Genomic DNA, 15,923 nt, shown 5'->3' on the forward strand with positions numbered 1-15,923 from the left:
GTCCCCAAACTGTCGGTGTCCGCTGATAGGACTGGGGTAATGGTTCGCTCGACAGATCTTGGCTAGGTGCTCATGATAATCGCGGTTTTTGTCCTCGTCATCCTCAATATTCTTGCAACGGCATGTGTTGCTCTGCTGCTGATTCGCAGGACTTCGGGCTCCGAAGGCACCCAGGTCCAGGACGCGGTGCGTGCTGGAAATGCGGAGCTGAGGCAGGAACTGGGAACCCAGCGCACCGAACTGCGCCAGGGCATGGGCGAGGTGCGCACCGAGCTCGACGCCAAGCTGACCGCGATGGCCGAAGCCAATGCGAACCGCCATCTGCAGGTCCAGGTGCTGCTCCAGCAGGAAATGGAAAAGCTGCGCGCCGGCAATGAAGCCAAGCTCGAGAAGATGCGCGAAACGGTAGACGAGAAGCTGCAGGGAACCCTGGAGAAGCGGCTCGGGGATTCCTTCGAACTGGTCAGCAAGCGGCTGGAAATGGTCCAGAAGGGTCTGGGTGAAATGCAGTCCCTGGCCCAGGATGTCGGCGGGCTCAAACGCGTGCTTACCAACGTGAAGAGCCGCGGGTCCTGGGGAGAAGTGCAGCTGGCCCGACAGCTGGAAGACATCCTCACCGCAGAGCAGTACGAGCAGAACGTGGCGGTGGTCCCTGGCAGCCGCGAGGTGGTCGAGTTCGCGGTGATCCTTCCCGGCCGGGACGCCGGAACGATCTACCTGCCGATCGACTCCAAGCTGCCTCAGGAAGACTACGAGCGCCTGCTCGATGCCCAGGAGCACGGAGACAAGGCGGCCATCGCCGCGGCCGGCAAGGCACTGGACCGGGCAATCCTCGAACAGGCCAAGCTGATCTCCAGCAAGTACATCGCCCCGCCGTACAGCACCGACTTCGCCATCATGTACCTGCCCACCGAAGGCCTGTTCGCCGAGGTGGTGCGCAGCCCGGGGCTGGCCAGCAAGCTGCAGACCGAGCACCGGGTGCTGGTCACCGGGCCGACCACCCTGATGAGCCTGCTGAACTCGCTGCAAATGGGCTTCCGCACCCTGGCCATCGAGAAGCGCAGCAGCGAAGTGTGGCAGGTGCTCTCGGCAGCCAAGGAAGAATTCCGCAAGTACGGAGATGTTTGGGACAAGCTGGGCAAGCAGCTGGCCACGGCGCAGAACACGGTGCGCGATGCCGGCACCCGGACCCGGGCGGTGGAGCGCAAGCTCAAGGACGTACAGACCCTGGAAGTTGCCGCGCAGGGCGACGTGCTCAGCTCGCTGCTGCCCGACGCCTAGACCGGATGAACGTACTTCTAGAGACTTCTTTGTTTGCTTACCGGTGTTGAAAAGTGGTCTGGAACTTCTCAAAAGAAGTTCCAGACCACTTTTGTTCAGCGAACAACGAATCTACAACCTTGGATCGTAATAACCTTTTCCCCGGTCGATATTCTTCCTGGCGTCTCGGAGCGCTTGAGAAATTTCAGGATCGGAGCCTTCAAAATCGTCAGCACGCCTGTCTAATCCTCGGAATGCTCCGATAATGAATGGCAATGCGCACAACACGACAACGGCACAAATGATCAATATCGATGCAATATCCATATGAGTCCTCGTTCCGTCCCATGTTGCAGAATTATCGAAATTTCTTCTTATCTTAATTACGGCTGAACCTTGCATAGTTGCAACCCAGCTTCTGCCGCTGAGGAGGATTCGACTGAGCGATTGGATAGCCGGTATCAGTGTTAGGCCACCGTTTGCAGGAGTGATCAGGGGTGTCTGGATAACCGCAGATTCTCGCTGGTTCAGCTATGTTTTCAGGGTTCAGTAAAGGTTCAGCATGCAGTTGCGCCCTAACCCCGCCAGCGCAAAGCAATGGCGGCGACCCCGCATGGGGATCGCCGCCAATCCAGCTCAAGTCCAGCGACTATGCCTTGAAGCGCTCGATGGAGCGAGCCAGCTCGGCCTCGGCAGCCTCGCGGCCTTCCCAGCCCTCGGCCTTGACCCACTTGCCTGGCTCCAGATCCTTGTAGCGGGTGAAGAAGTGCTCGATCTCCTTGATCAGCCATTCGTCGATGTCTTCAAGTTCCTTGATGTGGTCAAAGCGCTTGTCGGCAGGAACGCACAGCAGCTTGGCATCGCCACCGCCATCGTCGGTCATGTTGAAGACGCCAATCGGGCGGGCTTCCACGACAACGCCTGGGATCAGGTCGACACCCGGGAGGTAGACCATGGCATCCAATGGATCGCCATCTTCGCCCAAGGTATCGTCGAAGTAGCCGTAATGGGTTGGGTACTGCATCGAGGTGAACAGCACGCGATCCAGGCGCAGGCGGTGGGTCTCGTGGTCGATCTCGTACTTGACGCGCGATCCGGTAGGGATCTCGATGGTCACGTCGTGGCTCATGAAAAGCACACTCCTAAACTAGTCTTAGGGATATCCGCTAATAAGGGTATCGCCCCATTGCGCCTGATGGATAAAACTGCGAGAGGAATGTAACCATATGAACACTGCCGCCCGACGCGCCATAACGCTGGGGGTGGCGATTGTTGCCGTGGTTGCAGTCGTCGTCGCGATGCTCCTGGCCCCGCGATTCTTCACCGGGGAGCCCGAAGCTTCCTACACCCCGGCCAGCGCGCAGCTGGCCGCGCCATCCCCAGTCGCCGTGCGGGATCTGGACCCCGAAGCCGTGCAGCCGGACCCCGGGATCCTCGCCGCGAAGCTGGACGCCATCCTTGCCGACAAGCCCGACCGGACCTCCTTCAGCGCCCAGGTGGTGGACGTCGCCACGGGCAACGTCCTGTATGACAAGAATGCCGCCGCAAACGGCACCCCGGCCTCCAGCCTGAAGGTCGCCACCGCCATCGCCGCCCTCGACGCCCTGGGCGGAGGCACCCAGCTGTCCACCAGCGTGCTGCTCGATGGCGGAACGCTGATCCTGCGCGGCGGGGGCGATGTGCTGCTGGGCGACGGGGAATCCGACCCGGCGCACCCCAAGGGCTATGCAGGACTGGCGACCTTGGCCAAGCAGACCGCCGATGAGCTTGAAAAACGCGGGATCAGCGAGGTCGAGCTGTGGTTGGACGACTCGCTGTTCGGCGACGCGCACAGCAACCCGGACTGGGACAAGTCGTTGTTCACCTCGAACAATATTGGCGAGGTCTACCCGATAGCGCACTACGCCGGGCGTGCCGGGCAGAGCACCAGCACCGCCTACCAGTCCGACGCCGCCCAGCAGGTCCGCAAGGTCTTCGCCCAGGCCCTGGGCGAGCGCATCACGGTGACCGAGGGCGGCCGCGGACCCTATGCCGGCGGCGAGCAGATCACCGAGGTGAAATCAGCGCCGCTGCGTGATGTCGTCAAGCACATGCTGCTGGTCTCGGATAACTACATCGCCGAAACCATGGGACGGCTGGTCGCGCTCAAGCGCCAGATGCCCGCCGAGCAGGCGGGAGCCGCCGTCGCCGCGGTAGCCGCCGAGCACGGGGCGAGTGGCCTTTCGCTGGTGGACGCCAGCGGCCTGGCCGCCAAGAACCAGATCTCGCCCGCCGCGCTGACCGCAGTGCTGCGCTCGGCGGCCACCAGCGGCAAGCCGGAATTGCGCGAGCTCGTCTATTCGCTGCCAGTCTCCGGCTACAACGGCACCCTGATGCACCGCCTGGACGGTGCCGCGACACTTGGTCTGGTCCGTGCCAAGACCGGCTCGCTGACCGGCGTGGCCACGCTGACCGGCATGACCATGACCGAAGACGGGCGCCTGCTCGCCTTCTCGATCTATGCAAACCAGCCCAACGGAGCACTCGCACCCCACAAGCCAACCATTGACTCTGCAGTCACCGCCATCCGCGGTTGTGGCTGCCGGAGCTGAAAGCTCAGGAGCAGTAAATGAACCAGTTCGTCGATTGGAAGCTGGCGGCCAAGGCCGCGAAAACCCTGATGCCCGCCGGGCCGAGGATCCAGGCCCAGGATGCCGCCCGGATCGTCGAGGAACTGCGCATCGCCGCCGGCGAAGGCCTGGTGGAAGCCGAGAAGGTCTCCAGGCTGGCCTCGACTGCGCCAGCGCAGACCCTGGTGGTGGACCGCTCAGGCTGGGCCAAGGCCGTCAGCCAGAACTTCGCGGCCATGCTCCCGTCAATGCGCCAGGATGTCCCCGGCGCGGTACCGCTGATCGCCGGCGCCGAACTCGGCGCAGTGCTCTCGGTGCTCGGCACCCGGGTGCTGGGCCAATTCGACCCGTTCGTCGGACCCCGGCTGCTGCTCAATGCCCCGACCATCACCCAGATCCGCGGCGAACTGAATGTCAGCGCCCGCGACTTCTACCTGTGGATCGCCACCCATGAGCAGACCCACCGCCTGCAATTCGAGCATGCCCCCTGGATCCCCGAGGTCATGAAGCAGACGCTGGCCGAGGCCTTCGAGCCGCTGGCCGGCACGACCAATTCCATGGGCGCACTGGGCGAACGCCTGAAGTCCATGAAGTCCGAGGTTTCCGAGCTGACCAGCATCATGTCGGTGCTGGAGGGGCATGCCATGGTGGTGATGAACGATGTCACCTCGATCCGCAGCATCAAGACCATCCGCCGCCGCTTCGAAGCCCGCGGCGAGAACCGCTCGGCCCTGGCGATCCTGCTGGGCAAGCTGCTGGGCCTGGATGCCAAGGCGCTGCAGTACAAGCGCGGGGCGAAATTCGTGCGTCATATCGTCGATGAGATCGGCTATGAAGGCTTCAACGAGATCTTCACCGCCCGCGAGCTGTTCCCCAGCTCCGAGGAACTCGACCACCCCGAACGCTGGCTGGCCCGCACCCGATGAGCCGCGCCCTGCACCTCGCCCGCGGCGCGATCCAGGCCAGCTGCGCGCCGGGGCTGAACCTGATCGGGGTCTCCGGCGGTGTCGACTCGCTGGCCCTGGCCATTGCCGCGGCGACGCTGCCTGGTTCCTTCGGCGCGGTGGTCATCGACCACGGCCTGCAGGCCGGCAGCGCCGAGGTGGCCGAGCACGCCGCCGCGCAGTGCCGCGAGCTGGGGCTGGATCCGGTGCAGGTGATCCGGGTCGAGACCTCGAAAGATGAGGATTCGGCGCGCAAGGCCAGGTACCAGGCCTTCGAGGAGGCCCTCGTCCAGCACAACGCGCAGACGCTGATGCTCGCGCATACCCGCGACGACCAGGCCGAACAGGTGCTGCTCGGATTGCTGCGCGGATCGGGTACCCGTTCGCTGGCAGGCATCCCGGCCCGCCGCGGACCCTACCGGCGTCCCCTGCTGGACCTGTCCCGGGAGCAGACCGAGCAGATCTGCCGGGAAGCGGGCCTGGACTTCTGGGAAGATCCGAGCAACACGGACACCGGCTACCGGCGCAATCTCATCCGCCACCGGATCCTGCCCTTGCTGCGCGCGGAACTCGGCGAGCACCTCCCCGTTGCCCTGGCGCGCACCGCCAGCCTGGCCGCCGCCGATGCCCAGGCACTGGATTCCTGGGCGCAGGCGGCCAAGGCGGAGCACGGGTTGCGGATCGCGGAACTGGCCAAGCTGCCGGTGGCCGTCAGCTCGCGAGTATTACGCCTGGCCGCCATGGAAGCTGGTGCCCGGAATGTGGGCCATGAGCGAACAGCGGCGCTCTGCGCGCTGGCCGGATTCGGCGTCCCCAAGTCCAAATCGGCTGGTCCGGTGCAGCTCGATGGCGCGATCAGCGCCTTCCGCCGGCAATCGGTGATAGTTTTCACCACAACCGGCTAAACAACAATCCGCCAAATGTGGCACTCTAGGTAAGTACCACACCTCTAGAATCAGGAGAATTCTCGTGGATTCCAATGCAGTCAAAGCCGATCTTGCGCACGTTCTGTACACCAAGGAAGAAATCCAGACCCGCGTGGAGGAACTCGCCGCGCAGATCGACAAGGACTACGAAGGCCGCGACATCCTCGTGGTAGGTGTGCTCAAGGGCGCCGTGATGATCATGGCCGACCTGGTCCGCGCGCTGAACTCCCACCTGACCATGGACTGGATGGCAGTGTCATCCTACGGTTCGGGTACCCAGTCCTCCGGTGTGGTGCGCATCCTCAAGGACCTGGATTCCGACTTGATGGGCAAGCATGTGCTGATCGTCGAGGACATCATCGACTCCGGCCTGACCTTGTCCTGGCTGAAGTCCAACCTGGAATCCCGCGGCCCGGCATCGGTGGAAATCTGCACCCTGCTGCGCAAGCCCGAGGCAGCCAAGGTGGAAATCGACGTCAAGTACGTCGGCATGGACATCCCGAACGAATTCGTCGTGGGCTACGGCCTGGACTACGCGGAAAAGTACCGCAACCTGGATTGCGTGGGCACCTTGGCCCCGCACATTTATCAGTAGGGAACTTTTCGCGCCATTGGGGCGTTGAGAAGTATCGAAGGTGGCGTGACCCGGACGCCAGAGCAGTGCGTGAGGGGGATGCGCCAGGCGCGGGGCCTGGCGGATCAATGAAAACGAAGAAGCTTTTTAACAGCTGGATCATTTGGGTTTTGGTCGGCGTCGTCGCAGTGGTGCTGTTCCTGCCGATGGTCTTTGGCAATAATTCTGCCAAGGTGGATACCTCCGTCGGCTTGCACCAGCTGACCAGCGGCAATGTCACCGAAGCGAAGATGTTCGACGGCGACCAGCGTGTCGACCTGAAGCTGCGCGACGCCCTGAAGGTGGACGGCGTGGACAAGGGCACCACGGTGAGCTTCTACTACTCCACCGCCCGCGCCGAACAGGTCGTCGATGAGATCAACAAGGCCAATCTGGGCAAGTTCACCGACCAGCCGGTGGAAAGCAACTGGCTGCTGTCGATGCTCGGGATCATCATCCCGTTCCTGCTGATCGCCGGCATCTTCTGGTTCATCCTCGCCCGCTCGCAGGGCGGCGGCTCCAAGGTCATGCAGTTCGGCAAGTCCAAGGCGAAGCTGATCACCAAGGACATGCCGCAGGTGACCTTCAAGGACGTCGCCGGCGCCGACGAGGCAGTGGAAGAACTCCACGAAATCAAGGAATTCCTGCAGGAGCCAGCCAAGTTCCAGGCCCTGGGCGCGAAGATCCCCAAGGGCGTGCTGCTCTACGGCCCTCCGGGCACCGGCAAGACCCTGCTGGCCAAGGCGGTGGCCGGCGAAGCCCAGGTCCCGTTCTACTCGATCTCCGGCTCCGACTTCGTCGAGATGTTCGTCGGCGTGGGCGCCTCGCGCGTGCGCGACCTGTTCGAACAGGCCAAGAACAACTCCCCGGCGATCATCTTCGTCGACGAAATCGACGCGGTGGGCCGCCACCGCGGCGCCGGCATCGGCGGCGGCAACGACGAGCGCGAGCAGACCCTGAACCAGCTGCTCGTCGAAATGGACGGCTTCGACGCCACCACCAACGTCATCCTGATCGCCGCGACCAACCGTCCCGACGTGCTGGACCCGGCGCTGCTGCGCCCGGGCCGCTTCGACCGGCAGATCCCGGTGGAGGCACCGGACTTGAAGGGCCGCGAGCAGATCCTGTCGGTGCACGCCAAGGGCAAGCCGATGGACGCCACCGTGGATCTGAACGCCGTCGCGAAGAAGACCCCGGGCTACACCGGCGCCGATTTGGCCAACGTGCTCAACGAGGCCGCGCTGCTCACCGCACGCTCCAACGCGAACCTGATCGACGACCGCGCGCTGGATGAGGCCATCGACCGCGTCATGGCCGGCCCGCAGAAGCGCACCCGGCTGATGGACGAGCACGAGCGCAAGGTCACTGCCTACCACGAGGGCGGGCACGCGCTGGTCGCTGCCGCGATGAACCAGACCGCACCGGTCACCAAGATCACCATCCTGCCGCGCGGCCGCGCGCTGGGCTACACCATGGTGGTTCCGGAATCCGACAAGTACTCGGTCACCCGCAACGAGCTGCTGGACCAGATGGCCTACGCCATGGGCGGGCGCGTCGCCGAGGAGATCGTCTTCCACGACCCGTCCACCGGAGCATCGAACGACATCGAGAAGGCCACCGCCACCGCGCGCAAGATGGTCACCGAATACGGCATGAGCGAGAAGGTCGGCGCGGTGCGCCTGGCCGGCTCGGCAGCCGAGCAGGGCATGGGCAACGCCGCCCGCGAATTCTCCGACGAAATGGCCCACCTCGTGGACCAGGAGGTACGCGAGCTGATCGAGCAGGCGCACAACGACGCCTACCAGGCGCTGACCGCCAACCGCCATGTGCTCGACCGCCTGGCCCTGGCCCTGCTGGAGCGCGAGACCCTGAACCAGGCGGAGATCGCGGAGATCTTCGCCGACCTGGTCAAGCGCGAGAAGCGCGAAGTCTGGCTGAGCAACGAGGCCCGTCCGGTGCACAGCGAGGGCCCGATATTAAGCCCCAAGGAGCGCGCAGCTTCCTCGACCGACTAGGATCGAAGCGTGAGTGAACTGAAAGAGATTGACCAGCCGCGGATCGCGGCAGCCGTGCGCGAGATCCTGGAGGCCATCGGCGAGGACCCCGACCGCGACGGCCTGGTCGACACCCCGAAGCGGGTGGCCAAGGCCTACGCGGAGTTCTTCGCCGGCCTGCACCAGCAACCGGCAGACCACCTGTCCACCACCTTCGACATCGAGCACGATGAGATGGTGCTGGTCAAGGACATCCCGTTCTACTCGACCTGCGAGCACCACCTGGTGCCCTTCTACGGTTCGGCGCATATCGGCTACATCCCGGGCAAGGGCGGCAAGGTCACCGGCCTGTCCAAGCTGGCCCGCCTGGTCGAGGTGTACGCCCGCCGCCCGCAGGTCCAGGAACGCCTGACCACCCAGATCGTCGATGCGCTGGTGGAGCACCTGAACCCGGCCGGCGCGATTGTCGTTGTCGAATGCGAGCACATGTGCATGTCCATGCGCGGGGTGCAGAAGCCCGGAGCGAAGACCGTGACCAGTGCGGTGCGCGGCCAGCTGCGCGAGACTGCCACCCGTGCCGAAGCCATGAGCCTGATCCTCGGAAAGTAGGAACCCCATGTCGCTTGGAGCGATCCCGGGCACCGGCCCGAACACCAGCCCCCTGCCCGTCATCCGCAAGTCCAAGAAGAAGACGATGGCCGACCTGCCCAGCGGCCGCACCCTGGTCATGGGCATCCTGAACGTCACCGAGGACTCCTTCTCGGACGGCGGGAAGTACCTGTCCACCGATGCCGCGATCGACCAGGGCCTGAAGCTGCTCTACTCCGGCGCGGACATCATCGACGTGGGCGGCGAATCCACCCGCCCCGGCGCCAAGGACGTGGATCCAGCCCTCGAGCAGGAGCGCATCATCCCGGTCATCGAAGCCCTGGTGAAGGCCGGCGCGGTGATCTCCGTGGACACCATGCATGTCTCCACCGCCCGCGCGGCCATCGAAGCCGGCGCGCACATCATCAACGACGTCTCGGGCCTGACCTACGAGCAGGGCATGCCCGAGCTGATCGCTGAAACCGGCGTCCCCTACGTGCTGATGCACCGCCGCGGCACCGCGCAGAACATGGTCGCCGAGGCCAACTACCAGGACGTGGTCGCAGAGGTCATCGGCGAGCTGCGCGGCCTGCGCGACGAGTTCGTCGCCAAGGGCGTGGCCCCGGAACAGATCATCATCGACCCGGGACTGGGCTTCGCCAAGGATGCCGGGCACAACTGGGCGCTGCTGGCCAATGTCCCTGCCATCGAAGAGCTGGGCCATCGGGTGCTGATCGGCACCAGCCGCAAGCGCTTCCTGGGCGAGCTGCTGGCCGAGGGCTCCAAGAGCCGGGCGCCGCTGGAACGCGATGCGGCGACTGCCGCCACCACCGTGCTGGGCGCCCGCGACAAGGTCTGGGCGGTGCGCGTGCACGATGTCGCCGGCAGCCGCGACGCCATCGAAGTCGTGCAGGCCTATGGATCGCATTAGCATCTACGGAATTTCGGCCACCGGCTACCATGGCGTGTTCGAGCATGAGAAGCGCGACGGCCAGGAATTCATCATCGACGTGGTGCTGCACGTGGACATCACGCGGGCGGCAGCCAGCGACAATGTGCTGGACACCGTGCACTACGGCGAAGTCAGCGAGCTGGTGGTCGAGCAGATCAAGGCCGGCCCGTGGGACTTGATCGAGAAGCTGGGCAGCGAAATCGCCGAGGCGATCCTCGCCGCCTACCCGTCCGTGGCCACCATCGACGTGGTGGTGCACAAGCCGCAGGCACCGATCCCGGTGCCGTTCAGCGATGTCACGATCTCGCTGACCCGGCACCAGAAGCAGCACACCGCGATCATCGCGCTGGGCGCCAACCTCGGCGACCCGCAGGCCACGCTGGCCGCCGCGGTGCAGGAACTCGGTGCGGAAACCGAGCTGCTCAAGGTCTCCCCGCTGGCCATCACCAAGCCGGTTGGCGGCCCGCCGGACCAGCCGGACTACACCAACCAGGTAGTCCAGGTGCGCACCCGGCTCTCGCCGCATGAGCTGCTGGATTTGTGCCAGTCCATCGAAGCCAAGCACCACCGCACCCGCGAGGTGCGCTGGGAAGCGCGCACCCTGGATTTGGACTTGATCGCCTACGACCAGCTGCGCCTTGATGACGAGCGGCTGACCCTGCCGCACCCGCGCGCCGCGATCCGCGGCTTCGTGCTGGCCCCGTGGAGCTGGATGGATCCGGACGCGGTGCTGGAGGGGCAACTGGTCTCCCGCCTGGCCGCCGAAGCCGCCGACACGAAAGACATCATCCGGCTATGACGAAGCTGAAGCTGCGCTGGCTGTTCGCGTGCGCCGGGCTCGGAGCCGCGGCCGGCTGGATTGCGCTGCGCCTGCTCACCTCGGCAGGCCGGTACGCGCCGGTGCTCGACTACTCGGCGCTGTACTCGCTGGGCGCAGTCTGCGCGGTGGTGCTGTTCCTGGGGATCCGGGTGAAGCGTTCCACCCAGGGCAAGGCCGACTTCGAGCCGATCGCCGCGGCCCGCACTCTGGTGCTGGCGCAGGCCTCGGCCTATGCCGGCGCGGTCATCGCCGGCTGGCATGTTCCAGCCATCATCATGCTCTGGGCGGCCACCGGCATGACCCCCACCCTGACCCGCGGCTTGGTGCTGGCCGGTGCCGGGCTCCTCATGGTGGTTATTGGGTATATTGTTCAGCAACTGTGCAAACTTCCACCGGAGGATACCGATGGCAACAGCGACTCCGTGGTCACCGAGTAGCTTCACCCCAGCCCACCGGGACTATGCCAAGGTCAAGCTCACCACCTGGGCGATCACCTGGGGCGTGATCCTGCTGGCCTCCCTGGTTCCTGCCGTGCTGGCGGCAACCGGAGCCGGCATTGCGCTGTGGCTGGTCCTCGCCCCGATCCTGCTGGTGCTGCTGCTGGCGCTGCTGGCCTTGCGCATCATCCGCCGCCAGGTCGCCGCACTGGGCTACCTCGAACGCGAGGAAGACTTCATCGTCCGCTCCGGTGTGATGTGGCGCAAGCAGGTAGTCATTCCCTACGGCCGGATGCAGTACGTCGAGGTCAACAGCGGACCGCTGGAGCGCCGCTACGGCCTGTGCCAGCTGACGCTGAACACCGCAGGCACCGGCGCCACCGCGCACGTCTACGGGCTGCCCGAGCGCGAAGGCCAGGAATTGCGCGAACGGCTCGTGGCCGCCGGCGAAGAGCAGATGCTATGAGCCAGTCCGTGGAACCGGCCGCCGGTGACAGCGCCGAGCCATGGCAGCGGGTGCACCCGGCCAGCCCCTTCGTCCACGGCTGGCTGGCCATCATCGGCCTGGTCTACATCTACTGGCAGAACACCGACGAACTGTCCTGGGCTGAACGCTTTTCCGGCGACAGGCTGATCTGGACCGTCGCGGGCGCCGGCATCGCCCTGCTCGTGGTGCTCATCTTCTACTTCCTTTCCTGGTACTTCACCCGCTACAAGCTCACCAGCACGCACGTGTACGTGAATTCAGGGATGCTCTTCCGCAGCCAGAAGCAGGCGCGCATCGACAAGGTGCAGGGCATCGACATCGCCCAGCCGCTGGTTGCCCGGCTGCTGGGACTTGCCGAGCTGCGCTTCGACGTGGCCGATTCCTCCGAGTCGGTGCTGCGCCTTTCCTTCCTGCGCAAGGCCGACGCCCACGCGTTGCGCCAGGTCATCCTCCAGCGGGCCCGCGGCGGACGACCCGCGCATGCCCCAGAAGCCGAACAGGCTGCGGCAGATGCGCCCGCGCCTGCCGATCCGCAGCCTGCCATGCAAGCATCGCCGCTGATGGCCAAGGTGCCCATCGGTCGGCTGATCGCCTCGCTGTTCCTGCAGCTGCCGGTGATCATCGGCCTGCTGGCCTGCCTGTCGATGCTGGTGCTGTGGATTTCCGGGGTCGAGGGAATCATCGCCGGCCTAGTGCCCTCGGTGCTGGCCTTCGGCAGCTGGTTCTACAAGCAGCTGAACCAGGGCTGGAACTTCACCGCCAGTGCCTCGGACACCGGCATGCGGATCAGCTACGGTCTGGCCGACACCCGCCAGCACTCCATTCCCTCCGGCCGGGTCCAGGCCATTTCGGTGACGGCCCCCTTCTTCTGGCGGATGCTGGGCTGGTACAAGGTGGAGGTCAACGTGCTGGGCACCAAGAGCGATGACGCCGACAACCTGCAGGTGCTCCCGGTGGGCGACTTCGAGTCGGTCGCCCGCATCATGGGGATCCTGCTGCCGGACCTTGGCGTCGAGAACCAGCGCGAGGTGCTGGCCACGGCGGTGAGCACCGGATCCGAGCACGGTTTCATCGGCTCCCCGGAACGCGCCAAGCCGCTATCGCCCGGGGCATGGAAGCACCAGGGGTTCCTGGCCACCGGAACTACGGTGATTTCCCGGTACGGCTGGCTGGCGCGCCAAGCCAGTTTCGTGCCGCATAACCGGGTGCAGGGCATGAGCTGGATACAGGGGCCGTGGGAGCGAGGCCGTAGACTGGCCGGTGTCCGCTTGCACAGTGCTGGCGGAAGCATCACCGGATACGTGCATCAGATTGATGCGGACACCGCGGCAGAATTTATCCGGGCGCAGACCCGGCGCCTGGTTTGAAAGGTAGAAGTGGACGCACCACGCTTGGGAATCGGCATCATCTCGGCCGGCAAGGTAGGCACCGTGCTCGGTGCGGCGCTGGCGGCCAGCGGGCACCGGATCACCGGCATCCATGCAGTCTCGGAGGCCTCACGCGATCGCGCCGACGCCTTGCTGCCCGGCGTGGAATTGCTGGACCCGGCAGAAATCCTGCGCCGCAGCGAGCTGGTGCTCTTTGCGGTGCCCGATGATGTGCTCGGCGAACTCGTGGCCGGGCTGGCCGCGGGCGGGCATTTCTCCGTGGGGCAGCTGGTCGCCCACACCGCCGGGCGCTACGGCACCTCGATCCTGCAGCCGGCCATGGACGCCGGCGCCTTCGGCTTGGCAATCCACCCGGCAATGACCTTCACCGGGATGAGCATGGATCTGCAGCGGCTGACCGACTGCGTCTTCGCGGTCACCGCCGACGAGGCCATCCTGCCGGTCGCCCAGGCGCTGGTGGTGGAGATGCGCGGAGAGCCCGTGGTGATCGCCGAGCAGGACCGGGTCAGCTACCACGCGGCCCTGGCCCATGCGGCAAACCACCTGAACACCATCACGGCGCAATCGGCCGATATCCTGCGCCGCATCGGCGTGGAAGAGCCATCCAATACCCTGCGAGCCCTGATGTACGCGAGCCTGGATAACGCGCTGCGTTCCGGAGCCGGCGCGCTGACCGGCCCGGTGGCCCGCGGCGATCGCGGAACCGTGACCGCGCACCTGCAGGCGTTGGCCGACGACCCGGCAGAAACGAATAATTCCTACCGGAGCCTCTCGCGGGCGACGGCACTGCGCGCGGCCGATCGCGGCCTGATCTCCCAGAGCACGCTGGAAGAGCTCCTGCGAGTTCTAGAATAGATAGCGTGAATACCCCGAAGATTGTCAAGACCCGTGCCGAGCTGAAGGCCGCTATGGCCGCAGCCAACCCGGGGTCGCTGGGCTTCGTGCCCACCATGGGAGCCCTGCACAGCGGCCACGCTTCGCTGTTCAAGGCAGCCCGTGAAGAAAATGAACTCGTCGTCATTTCAGTATTCGTCAATGAACTGCAGTTCAACGATGCCAACGACTACGCGAAGTATCCGCGCCAGCTCGACGCCGATGTCCAGCTGGCCGCTGCTGCCGGGGTGGATATCGTCTTTGCCCCGGAAGCCTCCGAGATCTACCACGCCGGCCTGCCGTTGGTGAAGCTGGACTCCGGCGCACTGGGCGAAATGTATGAAGGCGCCTCGCGCCCGGGCCACTTCGATGGAATGCTGGCAGTTGTTGCCAAGCTGCTGCACCTGGCAGACCCGCGCCGTGGCGAATACCGCGCCTACTTCGGCCAGAAGGATGCCCAGCAGCTGGTGCTGATCCGCCGCATGGTTGCCGACCTGGATTACCCGGTAGAGCTGCGTGCGGTGCCGATCGTGCGCAGCGACAAGGGCCTGGCGCTGTCCAGCCGCAATGCATTGCTCAGCGAGGAAGAGAAGGAAGCGGCATTGGTGCTGCACCGTTCGATTCAGCTGATTGCAGGTCGCGCGGCACGAAACGAGCCGCTGTACATCGAAGATGCGATCGGAATGTACCAGATGGAACCGCTGGTGGAGCTCGACTACTTCGTCGTCGTCAACCCGGATACCCTGCAAGAACTGGCATTCAACTGCCAGGACACCCCCTTCACCGGAGAAGGCCTGGTCCTTGTCGCGGCGAAGGTGGGCAATGTCCGGCTGATCGACAACCAGCCGATCTAGGCAAAGCGCCGTGCTGCATCGGCGAGGATCTGGCGGAAGCCGCCCAGTTCCCGCATGACCTCGGCGGCTGGCTGCTCAGCGTCCACGAACTGCACTGCCTCGCCGGCGTAGACCGGAGCGATGTCCGTCAGCGCTTCGGCACGGGCGTGGATCATCTGCTTGCGCAGCGCTTCCGTCGGCTCCCAGCCGGACAGGTCCTCGTGCTTGTCGCTGAACTCATTGCGCAGTGCGCGACCGCCGAATTCCGGTGCCCACGGCAGTTGCTGGGCGATATCGAAGGCACGCGTATAGATAGTGCCATCCAGGCCCGCGTTGCGCACTGCGCTCTTCATGTTCTCGTGCCCGCTGGCTTCTGTTGCCGAAAGGAAGCGGGTGCCGATCCAGGCGGCTTCGGCGCCAGCTGAAAGCACCGCGGCGACACCCCGCGCGGTGCCGATGCCGCCAGCCGCGATCACCGGCTTCTGGTGCTGGGAGGTTGCCAGCTGCAGCAACGGCAGGGTTCCAGCTTCATTGCGGCCGTGTCCGCCACCTTCTGCCCCACGGGCAATGATGATGTCGATGTCATCAGCCATGGCGCGTTCCAGATCTGCCGCGTTGCCTACCTGCATGCCAGTCAGCACCCCGGCCTCATGGGCTACCGCCGCTGCCCGGGTAACATCGCCGAAGCTTAGGACCACCAATGAAGGTCCTTGCTCCAGGAAAGCCTCCAGCGGGGACAAATCCGCTTCCAGAGCCCAAGCCATGAAGCCCACGCCCCATGGAGTGCTCAGGGGTTCCACGAATTGTGCCTGCTGTTCAACCCAATCCGCTGTGGGAGATGCTGGCGAGCCGATCATTCCAACACCGCCAGCATTGGATACAGCGGCAGCCAAGGCTCCTCCGGCGGCGCCAGCCATAGATGCATTGAAGATGGGTTCGCGGAATCCAAGAAGTTTCTGTAGGTCGCTCATGAGCCCAGACTAGAACAGCGAGATGAATGTGACCTAGAACGCTCCTGATCGATTTGCGGAGCCCTGAAAACCTGTGTATAGTTTTTATCTGTTGCCGGAACGGAAACACCACGGAATCTACCGAATGTTTACCCGGCAGCCAATCACTTTCCACTCAAGGTTTTCCACCGATTTTGATCGGATCAGGAACTCTGGTAAGTTGGAAAAGTTGCTCCGGAGCGAAGCAGT

17 protein-coding genes are annotated in these 15,923 nt (G+C 64.7%); 14 read left to right on the forward strand and 3 right to left on the reverse strand.

All coding sequences use genetic code 11. From position 1 onward, the window contains the following. Positions 1 to 72 precede the first annotated feature (72 nt). Positions 73 to 1,281 (forward strand): DNA recombination protein RmuC, encoded by a 1,209-nt coding sequence (locus ANI01nite_RS10930; RefSeq protein WP_141357969.1) that lies wholly within the window; start codon positions 73 to 75, stop codon positions 1,279 to 1,281. Positions 1,282 to 1,392: 111 nt separating this feature from the next. Here ANI01nite_RS10930 and ANI01nite_RS10935 read toward each other — a convergent pair whose 3' ends face one another. Both ANI01nite_RS10935 and ANI01nite_RS10940 read right to left on the reverse strand, forming a co-directional pair. Beyond that, positions 1,393 to 1,587 carry a hypothetical protein gene (locus ANI01nite_RS10935; protein WP_141357971.1) on the reverse strand — a complete coding sequence of 65 codons (195 nt, stop codon included), beginning with the start codon at positions 1,585 to 1,587 and terminating at the stop codon, positions 1,393 to 1,395. 322 nt (positions 1,588 to 1,909) lie between these two features. Then, on the reverse strand, positions 1,910 to 2,389 hold the full coding sequence (locus tag ANI01nite_RS10940) for an inorganic diphosphatase (protein WP_038992659.1): 480 nt from the start codon (positions 2,387 to 2,389) through the stop codon (positions 1,910 to 1,912). Positions 2,390 to 2,486: 97 nt separating this feature from the next. Between ANI01nite_RS10940 and dacB the strand changes: the two genes are divergently transcribed. From dacB to panC, 13 genes are all read left to right on the forward strand, one after another. Then, the gene (dacB, locus tag ANI01nite_RS10945; protein WP_141357973.1) at positions 2,487 to 3,851 is read left to right on the forward strand and encodes a D-alanyl-D-alanine carboxypeptidase/D-alanyl-D-alanine endopeptidase; all 1,365 of its coding nucleotides are present in this window, start codon (positions 2,487 to 2,489) and stop codon (positions 3,849 to 3,851) included. A gap of 17 nt (positions 3,852 to 3,868) precedes the next feature. Beyond that, positions 3,869 to 4,795, forward strand: coding sequence for a zinc-dependent metalloprotease (locus ANI01nite_RS10950; protein ID WP_141357975.1), 927 nt, complete (start codon positions 3,869 to 3,871; stop codon positions 4,793 to 4,795). Continuing rightward, complete coding sequence (gene tilS / locus ANI01nite_RS10955; RefSeq protein ID WP_255314505.1) at positions 4,792 to 5,718, forward strand: tRNA lysidine(34) synthetase TilS; 927 nt, start codon at positions 4,792 to 4,794, stop codon at positions 5,716 to 5,718. The genes ANI01nite_RS10950 and tilS overlap by 4 nt, the downstream gene beginning before the upstream one ends. A gap of 64 nt (positions 5,719 to 5,782) precedes the next feature. Beyond that, entirely contained in the window at positions 5,783 to 6,334 is a 552-nt protein-coding gene (hpt, locus tag ANI01nite_RS10960) for a hypoxanthine phosphoribosyltransferase (RefSeq protein WP_128470811.1), read from the forward strand. 107 nt (positions 6,335 to 6,441) lie between these two features. After that, positions 6,442 to 8,367, forward strand: coding sequence for an ATP-dependent zinc metalloprotease FtsH (gene ftsH / locus ANI01nite_RS10965; RefSeq protein WP_038992651.1), 1,926 nt, complete (start codon positions 6,442 to 6,444; stop codon positions 8,365 to 8,367). Positions 8,368 to 8,376: 9 nt separating this feature from the next. Continuing rightward, complete coding sequence (folE, locus tag ANI01nite_RS10970) at positions 8,377 to 8,955, forward strand: GTP cyclohydrolase I FolE (RefSeq protein WP_141357977.1); 579 nt, start codon at positions 8,377 to 8,379, stop codon at positions 8,953 to 8,955. A gap of 7 nt (positions 8,956 to 8,962) precedes the next feature. Then, entirely contained in the window at positions 8,963 to 9,865 is a 903-nt protein-coding gene (folP, locus tag ANI01nite_RS10975; RefSeq protein WP_073707225.1) for a dihydropteroate synthase, read from the forward strand. Beyond that, the gene (gene folK, locus ANI01nite_RS17010; protein ID WP_073707226.1) at positions 9,852 to 10,685 is read left to right on the forward strand and encodes a 2-amino-4-hydroxy-6-hydroxymethyldihydropteridine diphosphokinase; all 834 of its coding nucleotides are present in this window, start codon (positions 9,852 to 9,854) and stop codon (positions 10,683 to 10,685) included. The genes folP and folK overlap by 14 nt, the downstream gene beginning before the upstream one ends. Next, the gene (locus ANI01nite_RS10985; RefSeq protein WP_066142591.1) at positions 10,682 to 11,143 is read left to right on the forward strand and encodes a DUF3180 domain-containing protein; all 462 of its coding nucleotides are present in this window, start codon (positions 10,682 to 10,684) and stop codon (positions 11,141 to 11,143) included. Before folK ends, ANI01nite_RS10985 begins: the two co-directional genes overlap by 4 nt. Beyond that, positions 11,112 to 11,609, forward strand: a complete 498-nt coding sequence (locus tag ANI01nite_RS10990; protein ID WP_066142588.1) for a PH domain-containing protein — start codon at positions 11,112 to 11,114, stop codon at positions 11,607 to 11,609. Before ANI01nite_RS10985 ends, ANI01nite_RS10990 begins: the two co-directional genes overlap by 32 nt. After that, positions 11,606 to 12,997 (forward strand): PH domain-containing protein, encoded by a 1,392-nt coding sequence (locus ANI01nite_RS10995; protein ID WP_038992646.1) that lies wholly within the window; start codon positions 11,606 to 11,608, stop codon positions 12,995 to 12,997. Before ANI01nite_RS10990 ends, ANI01nite_RS10995 begins: the two co-directional genes overlap by 4 nt. A gap of 9 nt (positions 12,998 to 13,006) precedes the next feature. After that, entirely contained in the window at positions 13,007 to 13,873 is an 867-nt protein-coding gene (locus ANI01nite_RS11000; RefSeq protein WP_038992645.1) for a Rossmann-like and DUF2520 domain-containing protein, read from the forward strand. 5 nt (positions 13,874 to 13,878) lie between these two features. Then, a complete protein-coding gene (gene panC, locus ANI01nite_RS11005; RefSeq protein ID WP_141357979.1) occupies positions 13,879 to 14,745 on the forward strand; it encodes a pantoate--beta-alanine ligase in 867 nt (288 codons plus the stop codon). On the opposite strand, the gene ANI01nite_RS11010 is transcribed toward panC, so the two are convergent. After that, the gene (locus ANI01nite_RS11010; RefSeq protein WP_141357980.1) at positions 14,742 to 15,695 is read right to left on the reverse strand and encodes an NAD(P)H-dependent flavin oxidoreductase; all 954 of its coding nucleotides are present in this window, start codon (positions 15,693 to 15,695) and stop codon (positions 14,742 to 14,744) included. The two genes, panC and ANI01nite_RS11010, sit on opposite strands and share 4 nt — an antisense overlap. Positions 15,696 to 15,923 lie beyond the last annotated feature (228 nt).

The sequence above is a fragment of the Glutamicibacter nicotianae genome (genome assembly GCF_006539525.1).
GTDB classification, from domain to species: Bacteria; Actinomycetota; Actinomycetes; order Actinomycetales; family Micrococcaceae; genus Glutamicibacter; species Glutamicibacter nicotianae.

Bases quoted from the DNA above. Each gene is read 5' to 3' on its own strand.
- ANI01nite_RS10930 (WP_141357969.1), top strand. From the start codon at position 73: ATGATAATCGCGGTTTTTGTCCTCGTCATCCTCAATATTCTTGCAACG.
- ANI01nite_RS10935 (WP_141357971.1), bottom strand. From the start codon at position 1,587: ATGGATATTGCATCGATATTGATCATTTGTGCCGTTGTCGTGTTGTGC.
- ANI01nite_RS10940 (WP_038992659.1), bottom strand. From the start codon at position 2,389: ATGAGCCACGACGTGACCATCGAGATCCCTACCGGATCGCGCGTCAAG.
- dacB (WP_141357973.1), top strand. From the start codon at position 2,487: ATGAACACTGCCGCCCGACGCGCCATAACGCTGGGGGTGGCGATTGTT.
- ANI01nite_RS10950 (WP_141357975.1), top strand. From the start codon at position 3,869: ATGAACCAGTTCGTCGATTGGAAGCTGGCGGCCAAGGCCGCGAAAACC.
- tilS (WP_255314505.1), top strand. From the start codon at position 4,792: ATGAGCCGCGCCCTGCACCTCGCCCGCGGCGCGATCCAGGCCAGCTGC.
- ftsH (WP_038992651.1), top strand. From the start codon at position 6,442: ATGAAAACGAAGAAGCTTTTTAACAGCTGGATCATTTGGGTTTTGGTC.
- folP (WP_073707225.1), top strand. From the start codon at position 8,963: ATGTCGCTTGGAGCGATCCCGGGCACCGGCCCGAACACCAGCCCCCTG.
- folK (WP_073707226.1), top strand. From the start codon at position 9,852: ATGGATCGCATTAGCATCTACGGAATTTCGGCCACCGGCTACCATGGC.
- ANI01nite_RS10985 (WP_066142591.1), top strand. From the start codon at position 10,682: ATGACGAAGCTGAAGCTGCGCTGGCTGTTCGCGTGCGCCGGGCTCGGA.
- ANI01nite_RS10990 (WP_066142588.1), top strand. From the start codon at position 11,112: ATGGCAACAGCGACTCCGTGGTCACCGAGTAGCTTCACCCCAGCCCAC.
- ANI01nite_RS10995 (WP_038992646.1), top strand. From the start codon at position 11,606: ATGAGCCAGTCCGTGGAACCGGCCGCCGGTGACAGCGCCGAGCCATGG.
- ANI01nite_RS11010 (WP_141357980.1), bottom strand. From the start codon at position 15,695: ATGAGCGACCTACAGAAACTTCTTGGATTCCGCGAACCCATCTTCAAT.